Annotated in this window: 12 protein-coding genes, 9 tRNA genes and 5 rRNA genes; 3 read left to right on the forward strand and 23 right to left on the reverse strand. The window is 45.8% G+C overall.

Features of this window, described 5'->3' with window-relative positions:
• Window positions 1–127 precede the first annotated feature (127 nt).
• The 11 genes from rplL to OCU56_RS12245 all read right to left on the reverse strand — a co-directional run bounded on the left by rplL (window position 128) and on the right by OCU56_RS12245 (window position 5,465).
• On the reverse strand, window positions 128–496 hold the full coding sequence (gene rplL / locus OCU56_RS12195; protein WP_021714677.1) for a 50S ribosomal protein L7/L12: 369 nt from the start codon (window positions 494–496) through the stop codon (window positions 128–130).
• Between the two features lie 57 nt (window positions 497–553).
• The gene (gene rplJ / locus OCU56_RS12200; protein WP_261873462.1) at window positions 554–1,048 is read right to left on the reverse strand and encodes a 50S ribosomal protein L10; all 495 of its coding nucleotides are present in this window, start codon (window positions 1,046–1,048) and stop codon (window positions 554–556) included.
• Between the two features lie 275 nt (window positions 1,049–1,323).
• Window positions 1,324–2,028 carry a 50S ribosomal protein L1 gene (gene rplA, locus OCU56_RS12205; RefSeq protein ID WP_261873463.1) on the reverse strand — a complete coding sequence of 235 codons (705 nt, stop codon included), beginning with the start codon at window positions 2,026–2,028 and terminating at the stop codon, window positions 1,324–1,326.
• A gap of 4 nt (window positions 2,029–2,032) precedes the next feature.
• The gene (rplK, locus tag OCU56_RS12210; RefSeq protein ID WP_261873464.1) at window positions 2,033–2,461 is read right to left on the reverse strand and encodes a 50S ribosomal protein L11; all 429 of its coding nucleotides are present in this window, start codon (window positions 2,459–2,461) and stop codon (window positions 2,033–2,035) included.
• Between the two features lie 141 nt (window positions 2,462–2,602).
• Window positions 2,603–3,151: a transcription termination/antitermination protein NusG gene (nusG, locus tag OCU56_RS12215; protein ID WP_261873465.1), complete on the reverse strand. Its 549-nt coding sequence runs from the start codon at window positions 3,149–3,151 to the stop codon at window positions 2,603–2,605.
• 11 nt (window positions 3,152–3,162) lie between these two features.
• Window positions 3,163–3,540 (reverse strand): preprotein translocase subunit SecE, encoded by a 378-nt coding sequence (gene secE, locus OCU56_RS12220; protein WP_261873466.1) that lies wholly within the window; start codon window positions 3,538–3,540, stop codon window positions 3,163–3,165.
• Window positions 3,541–3,795: 255 nt separating this feature from the next.
• The gene (tuf, locus tag OCU56_RS12225) at window positions 3,796–4,980 is read right to left on the reverse strand and encodes an elongation factor Tu (protein ID WP_261873467.1); all 1,185 of its coding nucleotides are present in this window, start codon (window positions 4,978–4,980) and stop codon (window positions 3,796–3,798) included.
• Window positions 4,981–5,083: 103 nt separating this feature from the next.
• A tRNA-Thr gene (locus OCU56_RS12230) sits at window positions 5,084–5,159 on the reverse strand.
• A 12-nt stretch (window positions 5,160–5,171) separates the two neighbouring features.
• Window positions 5,172–5,246, reverse strand: a tRNA-Gly gene (locus OCU56_RS12235).
• 35 nt (window positions 5,247–5,281) lie between these two features.
• Window positions 5,282–5,366: transfer RNA gene (locus OCU56_RS12240), tRNA-Tyr, on the reverse strand.
• A 23-nt stretch (window positions 5,367–5,389) separates the two neighbouring features.
• A tRNA-Thr gene (locus OCU56_RS12245) sits at window positions 5,390–5,465 on the reverse strand.
• 201 nt (window positions 5,466–5,666) lie between these two features.
• Here OCU56_RS12245 and coaA point away from each other — a divergent pair.
• On the forward strand, window positions 5,667–6,590 hold the full coding sequence (gene coaA / locus OCU56_RS12250; RefSeq protein ID WP_261873468.1) for a type I pantothenate kinase: 924 nt from the start codon (window positions 5,667–5,669) through the stop codon (window positions 6,588–6,590).
• Here coaA and birA read toward each other — a convergent pair.
• Both birA and murB read right to left on the reverse strand, forming a co-directional pair.
• A complete protein-coding gene (gene birA, locus OCU56_RS12255) occupies window positions 6,579–7,535 on the reverse strand; it encodes a bifunctional biotin--[acetyl-CoA-carboxylase] ligase/biotin operon repressor BirA (protein ID WP_261873469.1) in 957 nt (318 codons plus the stop codon). The two genes, coaA and birA, sit on opposite strands and share 12 nt — an antisense overlap.
• Window positions 7,522–8,583 (reverse strand): UDP-N-acetylmuramate dehydrogenase, encoded by a 1,062-nt coding sequence (murB, locus tag OCU56_RS12260; protein WP_261873470.1) that lies wholly within the window; start codon window positions 8,581–8,583, stop codon window positions 7,522–7,524. The genes birA and murB overlap by 14 nt, the downstream gene beginning before the upstream one ends.
• A 95-nt stretch (window positions 8,584–8,678) precedes the next feature.
• Between murB and OCU56_RS12265 the strand changes: the two genes are divergently transcribed.
• Together OCU56_RS12265 and pssA are read left to right on the forward strand one after the other, a co-directional pair.
• Window positions 8,679–9,104, forward strand: coding sequence for a GNAT family N-acetyltransferase (locus tag OCU56_RS12265; RefSeq protein ID WP_261873471.1), 426 nt, complete (start codon window positions 8,679–8,681; stop codon window positions 9,102–9,104).
• A 104-nt stretch (window positions 9,105–9,208) separates the two neighbouring features.
• On the forward strand, window positions 9,209–10,549 hold the full coding sequence (gene pssA, locus OCU56_RS12270; RefSeq protein ID WP_261873472.1) for a CDP-diacylglycerol--serine O-phosphatidyltransferase: 1,341 nt from the start codon (window positions 9,209–9,211) through the stop codon (window positions 10,547–10,549).
• Between the two features lie 296 nt (window positions 10,550–10,845).
• On the opposite strand, the gene OCU56_RS12275 is transcribed toward pssA, so the two are convergent.
• The 10 genes from OCU56_RS12275 to OCU56_RS12320 all read right to left on the reverse strand — a co-directional run bounded on the left by OCU56_RS12275 (window position 10,846) and on the right by OCU56_RS12320 (window position 20,116).
• Window positions 10,846–10,922 (reverse strand) — tRNA-Trp (locus OCU56_RS12275).
• Window positions 10,923–10,999: 77 nt separating this feature from the next.
• Window positions 11,000–11,076, reverse strand: a tRNA-Asp gene (locus tag OCU56_RS12280).
• A 67-nt stretch (window positions 11,077–11,143) separates the two neighbouring features.
• Window positions 11,144–11,259: ribosomal RNA gene (rrf, locus tag OCU56_RS12285) — 5S ribosomal RNA — on the reverse strand.
• Between the two features lie 120 nt (window positions 11,260–11,379).
• Window positions 11,380–14,269 (reverse strand): 23S ribosomal RNA (locus tag OCU56_RS12290).
• Between the two features lie 373 nt (window positions 14,270–14,642).
• Window positions 14,643–14,718, reverse strand: a tRNA-Val gene (locus OCU56_RS12295).
• Window positions 14,719–14,762: 44 nt separating this feature from the next.
• Window positions 14,763–14,838 (reverse strand) — tRNA-Lys (locus tag OCU56_RS12300).
• A 2-nt stretch (window positions 14,839–14,840) separates the two neighbouring features.
• Window positions 14,841–14,916 (reverse strand) — tRNA-Glu (locus tag OCU56_RS12305).
• 126 nt (window positions 14,917–15,042) lie between these two features.
• Window positions 15,043–16,595 (reverse strand): 16S ribosomal RNA (locus OCU56_RS12310).
• A 359-nt stretch (window positions 16,596–16,954) separates the two neighbouring features.
• Window positions 16,955–17,070 (reverse strand): 5S ribosomal RNA (gene rrf, locus OCU56_RS12315).
• 156 nt (window positions 17,071–17,226) lie between these two features.
• A 23S ribosomal RNA gene (locus tag OCU56_RS12320) occupies window positions 17,227–20,116 on the reverse strand.
• The 16S, 23S and 5S rRNA genes sit together here with 5 tRNA genes alongside, the layout of an rRNA operon.
• Window positions 20,117–20,291 lie beyond the last annotated feature (175 nt).

A 20,291-nucleotide genomic window follows, 5' to 3' on the forward strand; every position in this document is an offset into this window, starting at 1 on the left:
GAGTGTGGTTTTGCTTGGGTAAAAGGTGACTAAACAGTGAAAAAACACCTGTACCCTACAGCGCAAAAAGGCCGGTGGTTAATAAACCACCAGCCATTAGCCATTCGGCTAAGAAATTAAGTAATAATTACTTAACTTCAACAGAAGCACCAGCTTCTTCTAGAGTAGCTTTAAGAGCTTCTGCTTCTTCTTTAGAAACAGCTTCTTTAAGCGGTGCAGGTGCACCGTCAACTAGACCTTTAGCTTCTTTCAGGCCAAGACCTGTAGCGCCACGTACTGCTTTGATTACAGAAACTTTGTTTCCGCCAACTGCAGTTAGGATTACGTCGAATTCAGTTTGTTCTTCAGCAGCGTCACCGCCAGCTGCGCCACCAGCAACTACAGCAGCAGCTGCAGATACGCCGAATTTCTCTTCCATAGCTTCGATAAGCTCAACAACTTGCATTACAGACATTTCTGCAACTGCGTCTAGGATTTGCTCGTTAGTAATAGACATAACAATTCTCTTTTAAGTCAACAATAAGTTTATTTTGCAACCAGTAAAAAGCAAGGCTTAAGCCGCTGCTTCTTCTTTTTGATCGCGTAGTGCAGCGATAGTACGTACCAGCTTGCCTGCTGAAGCTTCTTTCATGCACATCATTAGGCGTGCGATAGCTTCGTCGTAAGTTGGTAGTGTCGCTAGTAGATCTGCGTCAGTAACCGCGCCTTCAAATGCAGCAGCTTTGATCTCGAAATCTTTGTTCTCTTTAGCGAAGTCTTTAAAAAGACGCGCTGCAGCACCTGGGTGCTCGTTAGAGAATGCAATTAGAGTAGGACCAGTGAAAGTGTCAGTAAGACACTCGTAGTCAGTACCTTGCATTGCACGGCGTGCTAGTGTGTTACGCACAACTCTCATGTAAACACCCGCTTCGCGAGCTTGTTTACGTAGAGAAGTCATTGCGCCAACTTGAACGCCACGAGAATCAGCTACAACTGCAGAAAGTGCACCACTGGCAGCTTCGTTGACTTCAGCAACAATTGCTTTTTTGTCTTGAAGGTTTAAAGCCATTTTGGATTTACTCCTGGTTGTCGTTACACCACTCACCATAATTGGTGAGAGCAAAAACGGTGCAGTCCCAGAAGAAAGGCAATCTTTTACAAGTTCGGCTTTCTATCAGTTCGGGCACCATCTACGTAGGTTTTACTATTAAGTTACATCGCAAAAATAGCTTGTAACGCCTACGGTCTTGGACGGAGACTCACTCTTACATCGAGATGTCTGAGTCAGCCCCAACCACAAATATTAGGCGCGAAATTATACACTAATTTCACGCCAAAGCAAGATTAGCTTGCTTGAGTGTTCAGGCTAGCCTGATCAACAGCAACACCAGCACCCATTGTAGTAGAGATGCTTACTTTATTCAGGAAAGTACCTTTCGCTGAAGATGGTTTCGCTTTCTTAAGAGCAACAAGTAGTGCTTCTAAGTTCTCTTGAATTTGTGAAACTTCAAAAGATGCTTTACCAATAGTAGTGTGGATGATGCCGTTTTTGTCGTTACGGTAACGAACCTGACCTGCTTTAGCGTTCTTAACCGCTTGAGCAACGTTAGGAGTTACAGTACCGACTTTAGGGTTTGGCATAAGGCCACGTGGACCTAGGATAGTACCTAGTTGACCAACAACGCGCATTGCATCTGGAGAAGCAACAACTACGTCAAAGTCCATCACACCCTTTTTAACTTGCTCAGCTAGGTCTTCCATACCAACGATGTCAGCACCAGCTTCTTTCGCAGCTTCTGCATTTGCACCTTGGGTGAATACAGCTACGCGAATTTCACGACCAGTACCGTGAGGTAGTACAGTTGCACCACGTACGTTTTGATCTGATTTACGAGCGTCAATGCCAAGGTTAACAGCAACGTCAACACTTTCATTGAAGTTAGCGGTTGCTAGTTCTTTAAGAAGAGCAACTGCTTCGTTGATTTCGTACTCTTTAGTAACGTCAACTTTTTCGCGAATAACGCGCATACGCTTAGTAAGTTTTGCCATTGTCTTAACCCTCTACCACTAGGCCCATTGAACGAGCAGTACCCGCGATAGAACGCTTCATCGCTTCGATGTCAGCGCCAGTCATATCTGCAGCTTTAGTTTCTGCGATCTCTTGAACTTGAGCGTCAGTTACAGTACCAACTTTCTCAGTGTTCGGACGACCAGAACCAGACTTAATGCCAGCTGCTTTAAGCAGTAGAACTGCTGCAGGTGGAGTCTTAGTTTCGAACGTGAAAGAACGGTCGTTGTATACAGAGATAACAACTGGGATTGGTAGACCTTTCTCAACATCACCTGTTTTTGCGTTAAACGCTTTACAGAATTCCATGATGTTCACACCGTGTTGACCTAGAGCAGGACCAACCGGTGGCGACGGGTTTGCCATACCTGCTGCAACTTGCAGTTTGATATAAGCTTCAACTTTCTTAGCCATGATATTTCCTAATTTTGGGTAGTAACGCTGCCTTACGGCCAGCTCCCCGTTGTTTTAAAAACGCTTCACTTCACAATAGAAGTAAAGAGGCGCGAATTATAGATACAATTCACGCCTCAAACAAGCCCTAAAGCCTATTTTTTAGTCAACTTTTTCAACTTGACCGAATTCGAGTTCTACTGGTGTTGCACGACCGAAGATCGATACGGACACTTTAAGACGACTCTTCTCGTAATCAACTTCTTCAACAGTACCGTTGAAGTCAGCAAAAGGACCGTCGTTAACACGAACAATCTCACCCGCTTCGTACATTGTACGAGGACGAGGTGCTTCACTTGCCTTCTCAAGACGATTTAAGATAGCGTCAGCTTCTTTGTCTGTGATTGGTGCAGGTTTATCTGAAGTGCCACCAATAAAGCCCATAACACGAGGAATACTACGCACTAAGTGCCATGACTCATCGTTCATAATCATTTGAACAAGCACATAGCCAGGGAAGAATTTACGCTCGCTCTTGCGACGCTGGCCAGCACGCATTTCAACAACTTCTTCAGTTGGAACTAATACTTCGCCAAAAAATTCTTCCATATCATGCATTCTGATATATTCGCGAAGAGAAGTAGCTACACGACCTTCAAAACCAGAAAAAGCCTGAACCACATACCAACGTTTCTTTGGTGCTTCACTCATGAACTAAACCCTCACACCCCAGTCGCTAGAGATACAAGACGAACCATTATTCCGTCTATACCCCAAAGCGCTAGAGCCATAACAATACTTACAGCCAATACGATCAACGTCGTTTGCATAGTTTCTTGGCGAGTAGGCCAAACAACCTTGCGGATCTCCATGCGAGATTCGCGTGCAAATACGATCGTAGCTTTACCTTTTGTAGTCGTAGCGGCCACACCTAGAGCAATTGCAATTAAGGCAACAACACTCGCAGCGCGAATCACTACAGACATTTCACCATAAAGATGATTACCTACAACAGCAGCGGCTAGCAGAACAAAAACGACAATCCACTTGAAGATGTCTGCTGCACTTGAGCTATCAGGAGTTTCTGCATTTGCTTTCATAAAACTAACCTGTGACAAGTCTTACTATAGACGACAATAACCCCGCTGTTGCAGGGCATATTCATTTGTGTTGAAAACAACACACTCTTTGTGAACTTTCTTTCTAATACAGGCTATAAAACCCACAATAGAAAGGAAAATTCTCAATATTCTTCGCTTATTCGTGATAAAAAGACGAATTTGCCTTCCCATCATAAACTGTAGCGCAGAAAAAGGGCATCAAATGATGCCCTTTTGTTTAGATTTCGTCAATTATTAATCGAAAATCTTAGCAACAACACCAGCACCAACAGTACGGCCACCTTCACGGATTGCGAAGCGTAGACCTTCGTCCATTGCGATTGGAGCGATTAGCTCAACAGTCATTTGAACGTTGTCACCTGGCATTACCATCTCAACACCTTCAGGTAGAGTGATGTCGCCTGTTACGTCAGTTGTACGGAAGTAGAACTGTGGACGGTAACCTTTGAAGAAAGGAGTGTGGCGGCCGCCTTCGTCTTTTGAAAGAACGTACACTTCTGACTCAAATTTAGTGTGTGGGTTGATTGAACCTTTAGCAGCAAGTACTTGGCCACGTTCAACGTCATCACGCTTAGTACCACGTAGAAGTGCACCAACGTTCTCACCTGCACGACCTTCGTCAAGCAGTTTGCGGAACATTTCAACACCAGTACAAGTAGTAAGAGTTGTTTCTTTGATACCAACGATTTCTACTTCGTCACCTACACGTAGGATACCGCGTTCGATACGACCAGTAACAACTGTACCACGACCTTGAATTGAGAATACATCTTCAATAGGAAGTAGGAACGGTTGGTCAACAGCACGCTCTGGAAGTGGAATGTAAGAATCTAGTGCTTCTGCAAGCTCAACAATCTTGTCTTCCCACTCTTTTTCGCCGTTTAGAGCGCCAAGTGCAGAACCTTGAATTACAGGTAGATCATCACCTGGGTAGTCGTATTCAGAAAGAAGTTCACGAACTTCCATTTCTACTAGTTCAAGTAGTTCTTCGTCATCAACCATGTCACATTTGTTCATGAATACGATGATGAATGGGATACCAACCTGACGACCAAGTAGGATGTGCTCACGAGTTTGAGGCATAGGGCCATCTGTCGCAGCAACAACTAGGATACCGCCGTCCATTTGAGCAGCACCAGTGATCATGTTTTTAACATAATCGGCGTGTCCAGGACAGTCTACGTGTGCGTAGTGACGTTCAGGAGTATCGTACTCTACGTGAGAAGTAGCGATTGTGATACCGCGCTCACGCTCTTCAGGAGCGTTATCGATAGATGCGAAATCTTTAGCTTCACCACCGTATACTTTTGACAAAGTAGTACAGATAGCAGCAGTTAGAGTTGTTTTACCGTGGTCAACGTGGCCGATAGTACCAACGTTTACGTGCGGTTTCGTACGTTCAAATTTTTCTTTAGACACGAGCGTGTTCCTCTAGGTACGGTTTATAAAGTGGCTTTGTAGACCACGCAACCAATAAATTGGATGTAAAGTATATATCAAAAGGAGATAATTGCTTGAGAGCTGGTGCTGATAGGCGGATTTGAACCGCCGACCTCACCCTTACCAAGGGTGCGCTCTACCAACTGAGCTATATCAGCACACGAATAGGTTGGAGCGGGCAGCGGGAATCGAACCCGCATCATCAGCTTGGAAGGCTGAGGTAATAGCCATTATACGATGCCCGCAACACGTAACTCTGTGAGCTATTTCCTTAAGAAAATGGTGGAGGGAGATGGATTCGAACCATCGAAGGCAGAGCCGTCAGATTTACAGTCTGATCCCTTTGGCCACTCGGGAACCCCTCCAAATTTTGCTTTCATAAAGAAAGTGGTGCCGACTACCGGAATCGAACTGGTGACCTACTGATTACAAGTCAGTTGCTCTACCTACTGAGCTAAGTCGGCACATAAGTGGGGCGCATTTTATTGGATGATTTCTCCGCTTGCAATAAGAAATTGCAAAAATGTAGCACTTTTTACGTTTACATTGAGCTAAGACTAATTTTTCAGCATGTTTACGTGAAATTAGCCTTCCTTTTCTCTCTCACAATTGAAATATTTGTCTCTTCATGTATGTTGATGCTGAGCATAAAAGGAAGGGCCCAAATGACTCCACATATGACATTCAATCGACAGCAATGGTCAAAGCTAAAAGCTTCTGTACCTATGGTGTTAAATGACTCTGACATTGAAGAACTTCAAGGTATCAACGAAGATCTTGATACTAAAGAAGTAGAGGAAATTTACCTTCCCCTTTCTCGGTTGATTAATTTACATGCTGGTTCACAACAGCAACGACAGCGAGTGCTTGATACTTTCCTACATAAAGAAGGAGAGCATAGTCCTTTTATTGTGGGTATCGCTGGCAGCGTTGCCGTAGGAAAGAGTACTACCGCACGAGTTATGCAAGCCTTATTGTCTCGTTGGGGGGATCATCCGAAAGTGGCTTTAATCACCACCGATGGGTTCCTTTATCCTAATGAAGTACTACAAAGTAAAGGGATTATGCACCGCAAAGGCTTTCCTGAGTCGTATAACATTCAGAAGCTGATTGATTTTGTTTCTGATGTTAAAGCAGGCAAAGAAAAAGTAACCGCACCCGTTTATTCTCACCTCACCTATAATATTACTGACGATGTGGAAATTGTAGATAGACCCGATATATTGATCTTAGAAGGATTGAATGTTTTACAGTCCGGTATGGATTATCCAGACCAGTCGCATCGTGTGTTTGTCTCTGACTTTTTAGATTTCTCCATTTATGTTGATGCTGATAGTTCTTTAATAGAGCAATGGTATATAAACCGCTTCTTAAAATTTCGTGACGGCGCATTCAAAAAACCAAACTCTTACTTTAGCCACTACACTAAGTTAACCCAAGAAGAAGCTATCGCTAAGGCGCGCTCTATATGGTGTGACATCAATGGTGAGAATTTACGTGCCAACATATTGCCAACCAAAGCAAGAGCAAACTTAATTTTAAAGAAAGCTAGGGATCACAAAGTCAATAAGATTCTTTTAAGACGCTGATCTAACAGATATTTCCCCTCCGATAAAAGCTTCAATCTCATTACCGGTGTCTAACAGCAAGGCACCTTGTTGATTAATGCCTTTACACACCCCTACGACTTCCTTGTGTCCCATAATCAGTTTGATGGGTTGATCGATGAAGTTATCGTATTGGTTCCATTGTGCTAAGAAGGGTTGTAATCCCTCCTGCTCATAGAGAGAGATTGCGCTTTGCAAAGCGTTTGTCATCACAACCACAATGTCATTTCTTTGATGCTTTTTATCAGAAATCTCTTTTAAACTTGTCCAAGGTTGGTTTATCCCTTGCACTTGTTCAGGCATTGATACGTTTAGACCAATACCAATCACTAAATTAGCGGCATCACCGGCTTGCCCAGAAAGCTCAACCAAAATTCCCGCTAGTTTTTTATTATTGTGATAAACATCATTGGGCCACTTCAATTTCAAACCTTGGACACCAAGTTGCTCCAAAGCATCAACCAAGGCTAAACCTATAACCAAACTAATGCCCATAGCCGCTGGTAGGCCTGCCTCTAAACGCCAATACATAGAGTAATAAATGTTAGTGCCAAACGGAGATACCCATTCACGCCCTCTGCGTCCACGTCCTTGAGTTTGGTATTCCGCTACACAGACGCTACCAGAGGGTAACTCCTTTTGATTCAACATGTGTTGATTGGTGGAATCAATAACAGGTATCACCTCAATAGGGGTGCAGAGTTGATCTCGGAGGAGTTGTTGATTCATTAAATCCAGCGGTTGTTCTAGTCTATATCCTTTGCCTTTAACGCTGTATATATCAATTCCTAACTCTTGGATAGATTTGATATGACGAGCAATTGCGGCTCTAGAGACACCAAAATGTTCACCTAACTGCTCTCCTGAATGAAAACCGCCACCACTAAGCAGTTGGATCAATTCTAGATTAAAACTAAAGTCTTTCATTAGGTTGACCTTGGTATATGGCGACTAAATTCGTTTCTTCTTTATTGCCTATGAAGCGAACTTCATGCTCTAACTCAATGTTGTATTTCTGCAAAACACACTGTCTGACATGCCAAGCCACCGCCAATACATCCTGCGCAGTGGCATGATTAAAGTTAACTATGACCAAGGCTTGCTCCGCATGAACTCTTGCCCCCCCTTGGCTGTATCCCTTTAGTCCAGCATTATCAATCAGCCAACCTGCGGCAACTTTCATCTGCTCTCCCGCGGGATAACCCACCATATTAGGATAGGACAGCTTAAGTTTTGCGAATTGTTGATTGGAGATAATAGGGTTTTTAAAAAAACTGCCTGCATTACCCAGCACAGTAGGATCAGGCAACTTTGAGCGACGAACTTTACAAACTGCATCGAAAACCTTTGGTGCAGAAACATCCCCCACTATCAACTTTTGTAATGCACCATACTCCGTTTTTGCTACCCAAACCTTATCCAACTTTAAGCCAACTTTGGTAATTATTGCCTTACCAGATAATTGGTGCTTGAAGATAGAGTCTCTATAGCCAAACTGGCATAACTCAAACGACAATCGTTGCAACGTTAATGTATCTAAATCCAAATACTCTACATAATCACACACATCTTTAAACTCTAAACCATACGCTCCAATATTTTGGATGGGGGCAGTTCCTGCACACCCTGGTATTAAAGCTAAGTTTTCCAATCCAGGCATGTCATTTTTAATCGTCCACTCAACTAATTGAGGCCAATCTTCTCCAGCAGAAACTTCCAACAAAAAGTAATTGTCTGTTTCTGTGACTGTTTTGCCTAGCAAACGATTTAACACCGCAACCCCAGCAAAGTGCTCAGTAAATAACATATTGCTACCCGTACCAATGGGCAGTTTTGGCACACCTTCCCAGTCGGGGTTAGTATATATGGCAATAAGATCTTCCAAGGAATGTGCTTCAACTAGATAATCACAGTAGCTTTCAATTGAAAACGTATGATAAGAAGAAAGATCAGCTTGAGAGGTAATGTGCATCATAATGGTATTTGTCCGCCCCCAAGTGGGGATTCAAAGAGTAATATTGACAACTTCCCCTTATAATACTGGAACAAGACAATTTCCGCAGTTAATTAATGAATACCTTAACTATCAAAGAACTGGAACCTATTCGGCTTCCTTTATTGAAGAAGCTCTATAAATCTCACTACCCTGCAACCAAGATAAAGGGCAATGAATACATATTAGTGGCGGAGGTAAACTCGCAGATCATGGGTGTCGTTCGTTTTAGACCTATAGAGAAATGGAGACTACTTACTGGAATGATGGTTATTCCTGAAGTTCGTCATCAGGGCATCGCCTCTCAACTTCTGAAATTCAGTCAGACTCACCTGTTAAATGACAATGTTTATTGTTTTTCATATCAACATCTGCGACCACTTTATGAAAACCACGGTTTTAAATTTGTTGAGGCGGAAACGCTCCCTTCAACGCTAAGTAAGCTTTATTCACGCTATATTAAGAGCGGAAAATCGCTTATTGCCATGCAATATCGGGATTAAACGCCCTAAGAGTGACGCTTTTATACAATTCATATAGGCACTGAAGCCCCAAGTTTGGTAAAATGGTGGGCTAGATCAGCCCTTTACAGGACTTTATACTCACAATGGTTTTAGCTAAAAATGTCATCGATGGACTGAAAGCCGTCCCCGTTGACCCAAAAGACTTTAAAACTCTTTATTCAGCAAAAGAGTTCAAAGCACAGCTACTAGAGCTTATCAAAACAGCCAAAAAGCGCATTTACATCGCCGCCTTGTATCTCGAGGACGATGAAGCTGGGCGTGAGGTTTTTGGTGAAATCTATAAAGCAAAACAAGCTAATCCAGACTTAGACGTCCAAATTTGTGTTGATTGGCATAGAGCTCAACGCGGCTTAATTGGTGCGGAATCGTCTGATGGTAATGCAGCAATGTATACGGGCATGGCTGAAACACACAGCCATACCGTTCCTGTATATGGCGTTCCTGTAAGAGGAAAAGAAGTTTTTGGTGTACTACACCTAAAAGGCTTTATTTTTGACGACACCATTCTTTATAGTGGCGCAAGTATTAACAATATCTATCTACATCAAAAAGAAAGATATCGTTTTGATCGATACCATCAGATCACCAACTCCGTCATTGCTAATGCGATGGCTGACTATATTAGTAGCGCGTTAATTAACAACCCAGCAGTGAACTCATTAACCGTTCACGACCGTCCTTCTACCAAGTCTTTAAAAAGTGCTATTCGCCAACTTAGAGCTACTTTAGCAGTAACCAATTACAAGTTTACTCCGGAGAAGATAGAGGAAGGTAACGTTGCAATCACCCCTATCGTTGGTGTTGGAAAGCGAAGAAACTTATTAAACATGGCGATTATCCAACTTCTCCAGGATGCCAAAGAAGAAATCCAGATTTGTACGCCTTATTTTAATTTTCCTAAAAGCGTCGCAAGAGAACTAAAAAAAGCATTAAAACGCGGCGTTAAAGTATCCGTGATCGTCGGCGATAAAACCGCTAATGACTTCTTTATTGATCCCGAAGAAGAGTTTAAAACTGTAGGCGGACTTCCGTATCTATATGAAATGAACCTGCGCCGCTTCTTAAAAGCCAACGAAGCAAATATTGCCAGTCGCAAACTGGATATCCTTTTATGGCAAGATGAAGGTAATAGCTATCATCTAAAAGGAATGTGGGTTGATAAGAAAAATATGTTAATCACAGGCAGCAACCTAAACCCAAGAGCATGGAAACTCGATTTAGAGAATGCCTTGTTAGTTAGGGATCCTGAAGCACTCCTTGAAAGTCAGTTCCAACAAGAATTTGATAATATTATGAAAGATACCCAACGTATCGGTAGCTACAAACATATTGAAAAAATAGAAGATTATCCTGAACCTGTGCAAAAATTACTACGTAAAATAACACGAGTAAAAGCAGATAGAGTACTCAAACAACTTCTATAGCAAATCCCAACACTAAGAACACAAAAGGCCCCTATGGAAACATAGGGGCCTTTTTGTCGGTTTTTTGGTAAACTCTCCCAACACGTGCGCTCTTATGTAAGGGGAATCCGTTGCTCTTTTCTCCTACTTAAGAACGTAAAAAAAGCCCATATCTATCGATATGAGCCTTAATCATGGCAGGGGTGGAGAGATTCGAACTCCCAACACGCGCGCTCTTATGTAGGGGAATCCGCTGCTCTTTTCTCCCATTTAAAAACGTAAAAAAGGCCCATATCTATCGATATGAGCCTTAATCATGGCAGGGGTGGAGAGATTCGAACTCCCAACACGCGGATTTGGAATCCGCTGCTCTGCCAATTGGAGCTACACCCCTAAAACTGTGTTGAAGTCTAAACATTATCAAACTTCAGATTCAGAAAAACCTCGCAAAGCGAGGTTCTCTAAAATAAGTGGCGGAGTGGACGGGACTCGAACCCGCGACCCCCGGCGTGACAGGCCGGTATTCTAACCAACTGAACTACCACTCCGCAGTGGTCAACTCACTAAGTGAGCGTCCATACTTACAGGCTATAAGCCAATAAGTTTTAAATTAAAGCCTGGCGATGTCCTACTCTCACATGGGGAAGCCCCACACTACCATCGGCGCTATTGTGTTTCACTTCTGAGTTCGGCATGGAATCAGGTGGGTCCACAATGCTATGGTCGCCAAGCAAATTTTGTAATACCCGCATAACGCAGATATTAATAATTCGGAAAACTGCTATTTAAAAGTCTATATACACATTCAATCTGTTCTTTCTTTGAGTCCATCAAAACCCCTTGGGTGTTGTATGGTTAAGCCTCACGGGCAATTAGTACAGGTTAGCTCAATGCCTCGCAGCACTTACACACCCTGCCTATCAACGTTCTAGTCTCGAACAACCCTTTAGGACACTTAAAGTGCCAGGGAAGACTCATCTCAGGGCTCGCTTCGCGCTTAGATGCTTTCAGCGCTTATCGATTCCGAACTTAGCTACCGGGCAATGCCATTGGCATGACAACCCGAACACCAGAGGTTCGTCCACTCCGGTCCTCTCGTACTAGGAGCAGCCCCCTTCAATCTTCCAACGCCCACGGCAGATAGGGACCGAACTGTCTCACGACGTTCTAAACCCAGCTCGCGTACCACTTTAAATGGCGAACAGCCATACCCTTGGGACCGACTTCAGCCCCAGGATGTGATGAGCCGACATCGAGGTGCCAAACACCGCCGTCGATATGAACTCTTGGGCGGTATCAGCCTGTTATCCCCGGAGTACCTTTTATCCGTTGAGCGATGGCCCTTCCATTCAGAACCACCGGATCACTATGACCTGCTTTCGCACCTGCTCGAATTGTCATTCTCGCAGTCAAGCGGGCTTATGCCATTGCACTAACCACACGATGTCCAACCGTGTTTAGCCCACCTTCGTGCTCCTCCGTTACTCTTTGGGAGGAGACCGCCCCAGTCAAACTACCCACCAGGCACTGTCCTCAACCCCGATTAGGGGTCTAAGTTAGAACATCAACACTACAAGGGTGGTATTTCAAGATTGCCTCCACCCCATCTAGCGACGAGGTTTCAAAGGCTCCCACCTATCCTACACATGTAGGGTCAATGTTCAGTGCCAAGCTGTAGTAAAGGTTCACGGGGTCTTTCCGTCTAGCCGCGGGTACACTGCATCTTCACAGCGATTTCAATTTCACTGAGTCTCGGGTGGAGACAGCGTGGCCATCATTACGCCATTCGTGCAGGTCGGAACTTACCCGACAAGGAATTTCGCTACCTTAGGACCGTTATAGTTACGGCCGCCGTTTACCGGGGCTTCGATCAAGAGCTTCGACCTAAGTCTAACCCCATCAATTAACCTTCCGGCACCGGGCAGGCGTCACACCGTATACGTCATCTTACGATTTTGCACAGTGCTGTGTTTTTAATAAACAGTTGCAGCCACCTGGTATCTGCGACTCCTAGTAGCTCCATCCGCAAGGGACTTCACCGCCAAGAGCGTACCTTCTCCCGAAGTTACGGTACCATTTTGCCTAGTTCCTTCACCCGAGTTCTCTCAAGCGCCTTGGTATTCTCTACCCGACCACCTGTGTCGGTTTGGAGTACGATTCCTTATAATCTGAAGCTTAGAGGCTTTTCCTGGAAGTATGGCATCAATGACTTCATCGCACGTAGCGACTCGACATCGTATCTCAGCGTTAACAGTGGTCCGGATTTACCTAAACCACCCGCCTACTTACTTGAACCTGGACAACCATCGCCAGGCCCACCTAGCCTTCTCCGTCCCCCCATCGCAATTATAAGAAGTACGGGAATATTAACCCGTTTCCCATCGACTACGCCTTTCGGCCTCGCCTTAGGGGTCGACTTACCCTGCCCCGATTAACGTTGGACAGGAACCCTTGGTCTTCCGGCGAGGGAGTTTTTCACTCCCTTTATCGTTACTCATGTCAGCATTCGCACTTCTGATACGTCCAGCAGCCCTTACAGACCACCTTCAACCGCTTACAGAACGCTCCCCTACCCCGCATACAAAGTATGCAGCCGCAGCTTCGGTGTATAGCTTAGCCCCGTTACATCTTCCGCGCAGGCCGACTCGACCAGTGAGCTATTACGCTTTCTTTAAATGATGGCTGCTTCTAAGCCAACATCCTGGCTGTCTAAGCCTTCCCACATCGTTTCCCACTTAGCTATACTTTGGGACCTTAGCTGGCGGTCTGGGTTGTTTCCCTCTCCACGACGGACGTTAGCACCCGCCGTGTGTCTCCCGGATAGTACTCAATGGTATTCGGAGTTTGCAAAGGGTTGGTAAGTCGGGATGACCCCCTAGCCTTAACAGTGCTCTACCCCCATTGGTATTCGTCCGAGGCGCTACCTAAATAGCTTTCGGGGAGAACCAGCTATCTCCAGGTTTGATTGGCCTTTCACCCCTAGCCACAAGTCATCCGCTAATTTTTCAACATTAGTCGGTTCGGTCCTCCAGTTGATGTTACTCAACCTTCAACCTGCCCATGGCTAGATCACCTGGTTTCGGGTCTAATCCTAGCAACTCGACGCCCAGTTAAGACTCGGTTTCCCTACGGCTCCCCTATTCGGTTAACCTTGCTACTAAAATTAAGTCGCTGACCCATTATACAAAAGGTACGCAGTCACGCTTCGAGGCGCTCCTACTGCTTGTACGTACACGGTTTCAGGTTCTATTTCACTCCCCTCACAGGGGTTCTTTTCGCCTTTCCCTCACGGTACTGGTTCACTATCGGTCAGTCAGTAGTATTTAGCCTTGGAGGATGGTCCCCCCATGTTCAAACAGGATATCACGTGTCCCGCCTTACTCGATTTCACTTAAAACAATGTGTCGGCTACGGGGCTATCACCCTTTATTGCGAGACTTTCCAGACTCTTCACCTGCATCATTAAAAGCTTAAGGGCTAATCCAATTTCGCTCGCCGCTACTTTCGGAATCTCGGTTGATTTCTCTTCCTCCGGGTACTTAGATGTTTCAGTTCCCCGGGTTTGCCTCATTAACCTATGTATTCAGTTAATGATACCTGCTTATGCAGGTGGGTTTCCCCATTCAGAAATCCCAGACTCAAATGGTTATTACTACCTAATCTGGGCTTATCGCAAGTTATTACGTCTTTCATCGCCTCTGACTGCCAAGGCATCCACCGTGTACGCTTAGTCACTTAACCATACAACCCCAAAGGGTCTTGCTATCGCAATACGCTTGCTACGGCGTAGTATGACGTTTCCAAGGTGCGTTATCTCTTTATTATGAGCGAGATAACATTCGATTTTGCCGGACTCAAATTACACACCTACTTAAAGTAGATGTCCTTTTTTGTTCTACTTTTTTAAAAAAAGTGGAAATAAAAAGGCAAGAACACTTGAATGTGTGTTGGTACCTAACAATAAATTGTTAGGATTTGAGAACTTTTAAATTTGAATATTGTTAATCAAACAATATTCGTCAGCTTTCCAAATTGTTAAAGAGCGAGATTCAAACAAATGAACCATTTTTAAACACACTTTCCTCTCTATTTCCTAAAGAAGTGTACTTAAAGATGGTGGGCGATACTGGGCTCGAACCAGTGACCCCCTCCTTGTAAGGGAGGTGCTCTCCCAACTGAGCTAATCGCCCACATTGTTTTGCTGTTATTCACAGCTTCCTCTGTGGGGAGGAAATGGTGGGTCGTGCAGGATTCGAACCTGCGACCAATTGATTAAAAGTCAACTGCTCTACCAGCTGAGCTAACGACCCAATGGTATCCCGTAGGGGAGTCGAACCCCTGTTACCGCCGTGAAAGGGCGGTGTCCTAGGCCTCTAGACGAACGGGACACTAGATTTACTTTCACTTTAAAAGTGAAAACAAACTGTTGAAATGTCTTGGGAGACATTTCTAAATCTCTCTACTTTCTAAACCATATCAATCTGTGTGGACACTCATCGTGAGTAATCATCGTATAAGGAGGTGATCCAGCCCCAGGTTCCCCTAGGGCTACCTTGTTACGACTTCACCCCAGTCATGAACCACAAAGTGGTGAGCGTCCTCCCGAAGGTTAAACTACCCACTTCTTTTGCAGCCCACTCCCATGGTGTGACGGGCGGTGTGTACAAGGCCCGGGAACGTATTCACCGTGACATTCTGATTCACGATTACTAGCGATTCCGACTTCATGGAGTCGAGTTGCAGACTCCAATCCGGACTACGACGCACTTTTTGGGATTCGCTCACCATCGCTGGTTGGCCGCCCTCTGTATGCGCCATTGTAGCACGTGTGTAGCCCTACTCGTAAGGGCCATGATGACTTGACGTCGTCCCCACCTTCCTCCGGTTTATCACCGGCAGTCTCCCTGGAGTTCCCACCATTACGTGCTGGCAAACAAGGATAAGGGTTGCGCTCGTTGCGGGACTTAACCCAACATTTCACAACACGAGCTGACGACAGCCATGCAGCACCTGTCTCAGAGTTCCCGAAGGCACCAATTCATCTCTGAAAAGTTCTCTGGATGTCAAGAGTAGGTAAGGTTCTTCGCGTTGCATCGAATTAAACCACATGCTCCACCGCTTGTGCGGGCCCCCGTCAATTCATTTGAGTTTTAATCTTGCGACCGTACTCCCCAGGCGGTCTACTTAACGCGTTAGCTCCGAAAGCCACGGCTCAAGGCCACAACCTCCAAGTAGACATCGTTTACGGCGTGGACTACCAGGGTATCTAATCCTGTTTGCTCCCCACGCTTTCGCATCTGAGTGTCAGTATCTGTCCAGGGGGCCGCCTTCGCCACTGGTATTCCTTCAGATCTCTACGCATTTCACCGCTACACCTGAAATTCTACCCCCCTCTACAGTACTCTAGCCTGCCAGTTTCAAATGCGGTTCCGAGGTTGAGCCCCGGGCTTTCACATCTGACTTAACAAACCACCTGCATGCGCTTTACGCCCAGTAATTCCGATTAACGCTCGCACCCTCCGTATTACCGCGGCTGCTGGCACGGAGTTAGCCGGTGCTTCTTCTGTCGCTAACGTCAAACACATAAGCTATTAACTTATATGCCTTCCTCACGACTGAAAGTACTTTACAACCCGAAGGCCTTCTTCATACACGCGGCATGGCTGCATCAGGCTTGCGCCCATTGTGCAATATTCCCCACTGCTGCCTCCCGTAGGAGTCTGGACCGTGTCTCAGTTCCAGTGTGGCTGATCATCCTCTCAGACCAGCTAGGGATCGTCGCCTTGGTGAGCCATTACCTCACCAACTAGCTAATCCCACCTGGGCATATCCTGAAGCGAGAGGCCCGAAGGTCCCCCTCTTTGGTCCGTAGACGTCATGCGGTATTAGCTATCGTTTCCAATAGTTATCCCCCACATCAGGGCAATTTCCCAGGCATTACTCACCCGTCCGCCGCTCGACGCCCAACAAATCACCCGAAGGGTCAATGTTGTCGTTTCCGCTCGACTTGCATGTGTTAGGCCTGCCGCCAGCGTTCAATCTGAGCCATGATCAAACTCTTCAATTAAAGTTTTTGTGTTCCGAAGAACGGCTCAATGAATACTGACTTCAAAACTGTTCCTTACTCGAAAGTAAGAAGTAATTTTAAAGCTATTATCGTTCCAACAGAACGATAATGAATTGACTGTGCCAATGATTAAAAATCATTGTATTGGTCACTCAGTTCATTGATAAATCTTTTCGATTATCATCAACGAGTGCCCACACAGATTGATAGGTTTAAATTGTTAAAGAGCGTGCTTTTGATGCCTTAGCACCTAAGCAGGTCGCATATAATACGCGACCGACTGTTAAAGTCAACATAAAACTCTAAATAAATTAGAACTTTATGGTGACTCACCTCTTACGAGATAAGTCGAAATTAAAGCCTGGCGATGTCCTACTCTCACATGGGGAAGCCCCACACTACCATCGGCGCTATTGTGTTTCACTTCTGAGTTCGGCATGGAATCAGGTGGGTCCACAACGCTATGGTCGCCAAGCAAATTTTGTAATACCCGCATAACGCAGATATTAATAATTCGGAAAACTGTTTTTTACCTTCATCTTTTCTAAAAAGATGAAAACAAAAGTTAAAAGTCTATATACACATTCAATCTGTTCTTTCTTTGAGTCCATCAAAACCCCTTGGGTGTTGTATGGTTAAGCCTCACGGGCAATTAGTACAGGTTAGCTCAATGCCTCGCAGCACTTACACACCCTGCCTATCAACGTTCTAGTCTCGAACAACCCTTTAGGACACTTAAAGTGCCAGGGAAGACTCATCTCAGGGCTCGCTTCGCGCTTAGATGCTTTCAGCGCTTATCGATTCCGAACTTAGCTACCGGGCAATGCCATTGGCATGACAACCCGAACACCAGAGGTTCGTCCACTCCGGTCCTCTCGTACTAGGAGCAGCCCCCTTCAATCTTCCAACGCCCACGGCAGATAGGGACCGAACTGTCTCACGACGTTCTAAACCCAGCTCGCGTACCACTTTAAATGGCGAACAGCCATACCCTTGGGACCGACTTCAGCCCCAGGATGTGATGAGCCGACATCGAGGTGCCAAACACCGCCGTCGATATGAACTCTTGGGCGGTATCAGCCTGTTATCCCCGGAGTACCTTTTATCCGTTGAGCGATGGCCCTTCCATTCAGAACCACCGGATCACTATGACCTGCTTTCGCACCTGCTCGAATTGTCATTCTCGCAGTCAAGCGGGCTTATGCCATTGCACTAACCACACGATGTCCAACCGTGTTTAGCCCACCTTCGTGCTCCTCCGTTACTCTTTGGGAGGAGACCGCCCCAGTCAAACTACCCACCAGGCACTGTCCTCAACCCCGATTAGGGGTCTAAGTTAGAACATCAACACTACAAGGGTGGTATTTCAAGATTGCCTCCACCCCATCTAGCGACGAGGTTTCAAAGGCTCCCACCTATCCTACACATGTAGGGTCAATGTTCAGTGCCAAGCTGTAGTAAAGGTTCACGGGGTCTTTCCGTCTAGCCGCGGGTACACTGCATCTTCACAGCGATTTCAATTTCACTGAGTCTCGGGTGGAGACAGCGTGGCCATCATTACGCCATTCGTGCAGGTCGGAACTTACCCGACAAGGAATTTCGCTACCTTAGGACCGTTATAGTTACGGCCGCCGTTTACCGGGGCTTCGATCAAGAGCTTCGACCTAAGTCTAACCCCATCAATTAACCTTCCGGCACCGGGCAGGCGTCACACCGTATACGTCATCTTACGATTTTGCACAGTGCTGTGTTTTTAATAAACAGTTGCAGCCACCTGGTATCTGCGACTCCTAGTAGCTCCATCCGCAAGGGACTTCACCGCCAAGAGCGTACCTTCTCCCGAAGTTACGGTACCATTTTGCCTAGTTCCTTCACCCGAGTTCTCTCAAGCGCCTTGGTATTCTCTACCCGACCACCTGTGTCGGTTTGGAGTACGATTCCTTATAATCTGAAGCTTAGAGGCTTTTCCTGGAAGTATGGCATCAATGACTTCATCGCACGTAGCGACTCGACATCGTATCTCAGCGTTAACAGTGGTCCGGATTTACCTAAACCACCCGCCTACTTACTTGAACCTGGACAACCATCGCCAGGCCCACCTAGCCTTCTCCGTCCCCCCATCGCAATTATAAGAAGTACGGGAATATTAACCCGTTTCCCATCGACTACGCCTTTCGGCCTCGCCTTAGGGGTCGACTTACCCTGCCCCGATTAACGTTGGACAGGAACCCTTGGTCTTCCGGCGAGGGAGTTTTTCACTCCCTTTATCGTTACTCATGTCAGCATTCGCACTTCTGATACGTCCAGCAGCCCTTACAGACCACCTTCAACCGCTTACAGAACGCTCCCCTACCCCGCATACAAAGTATGCAGCCGCAGCTTCGGTGTATAGCTTAGCCCCGTTACATCTTCCGCGCAGGCCGACTCGACCAGTGAGCTATTACGCTTTCTTTAAATGATGGCTGCTTCTAAGCCAACATCCTGGCTGTCTAAGCCTTCCCACATCGTTTCCCACTTAGCTATACTTTGGGACCTTAGCTGGCGGTCTGGGTTGTTTCCCTCTCCACGACGGACGTTAGCACCCGCCGTGTGTCTCCCGGATAGTACTCAATGGTATTCGGAGTTTGCAAAGGGTTGGTAAGTCGGGATGACCCCCTAGCCTTAACAGTGCTCTACCCCCATTGGTATTCGTCCGAGGCGCTACCTAAATAGCTTTCGGGGAGAACCAGCTATCTCCAGGTTTGATTGGCCTTTCACCCCTAGCCACAAGTCATCCGCTAATTTTTCAACATTAGTCGGTTCGGTCCTCCAGTTGATGTTACTCAACCTTCAACCTGCCCATGGCTAGATCACCTGGTTTCGGGTCTAATCCTAGCAACTCGACGCCCAGTTAAGACTCGGTTTCCCTACGGCTCCCCTATTCGGTTAACCTTGCTACTAAAATTAAGTCGCTGACCCATTATACAAAAGGTACGCAGTCACGCTTCGAGGCGCTCCTACTGCTTGTACGTACACGGTTTCAGGTTCTATTTCACTCCCCTCACAGGGGTTCTTTTCGCCTTTCCCTCACGGTACTGGTTCACTATCGGTCAGTCAGTAGTATTTAGCCTTGGAGGATGGTCCCCCCATGTTCAAACAGGATATCACGTGTCCCGCCTTACTCGATTTCACTTTAAACAACATGTCGACTACGGGGCTATCACCCTTTATTGCGGCACTTTCCAGAGCCTTCGTCTGTGTCATTAAAAGCTTAAGGGCTAATCCAATTTCGCTCGCCGCTACTTTCGGAATCTCGGTTGATTTCTCTTCCTCCGGGTACTTAGATGTTTCAGTTCCCCGGGTTTGCCTCATTAACCTATGTATTCAGTTAATGATACCTGCTTATGCAGGTGGGTTTCCCCATTCAGAAATCCCAGACTCAAATGGTTATTACTACCTAATCTGGGCTTATCGCAAGTTATTACGTCTTTCATCGCCTCTGACTGCCAAGGCATCCACCGTGTACGCTTAGTCACTTAACCATACAACCCCAAAGGGTCTTGCTAACGCAATACGCTTGCTACGGCGTAGTATGACGTTTCCAAGGTGCGTTATCTCTTTATTATGAGCGAGATAACATTCGATTTTGCCGGACTCAAATTTGAATAACATCAGGCAATGATGTTATTCCCAAGAACACTCGAATGTGTGTTGGTA

It is taken from the genome of Vibrio rarus (genome assembly GCF_024347075.1).
Classification (GTDB): domain Bacteria; phylum Pseudomonadota; class Gammaproteobacteria; order Enterobacterales; family Vibrionaceae; genus Vibrio; species Vibrio rarus.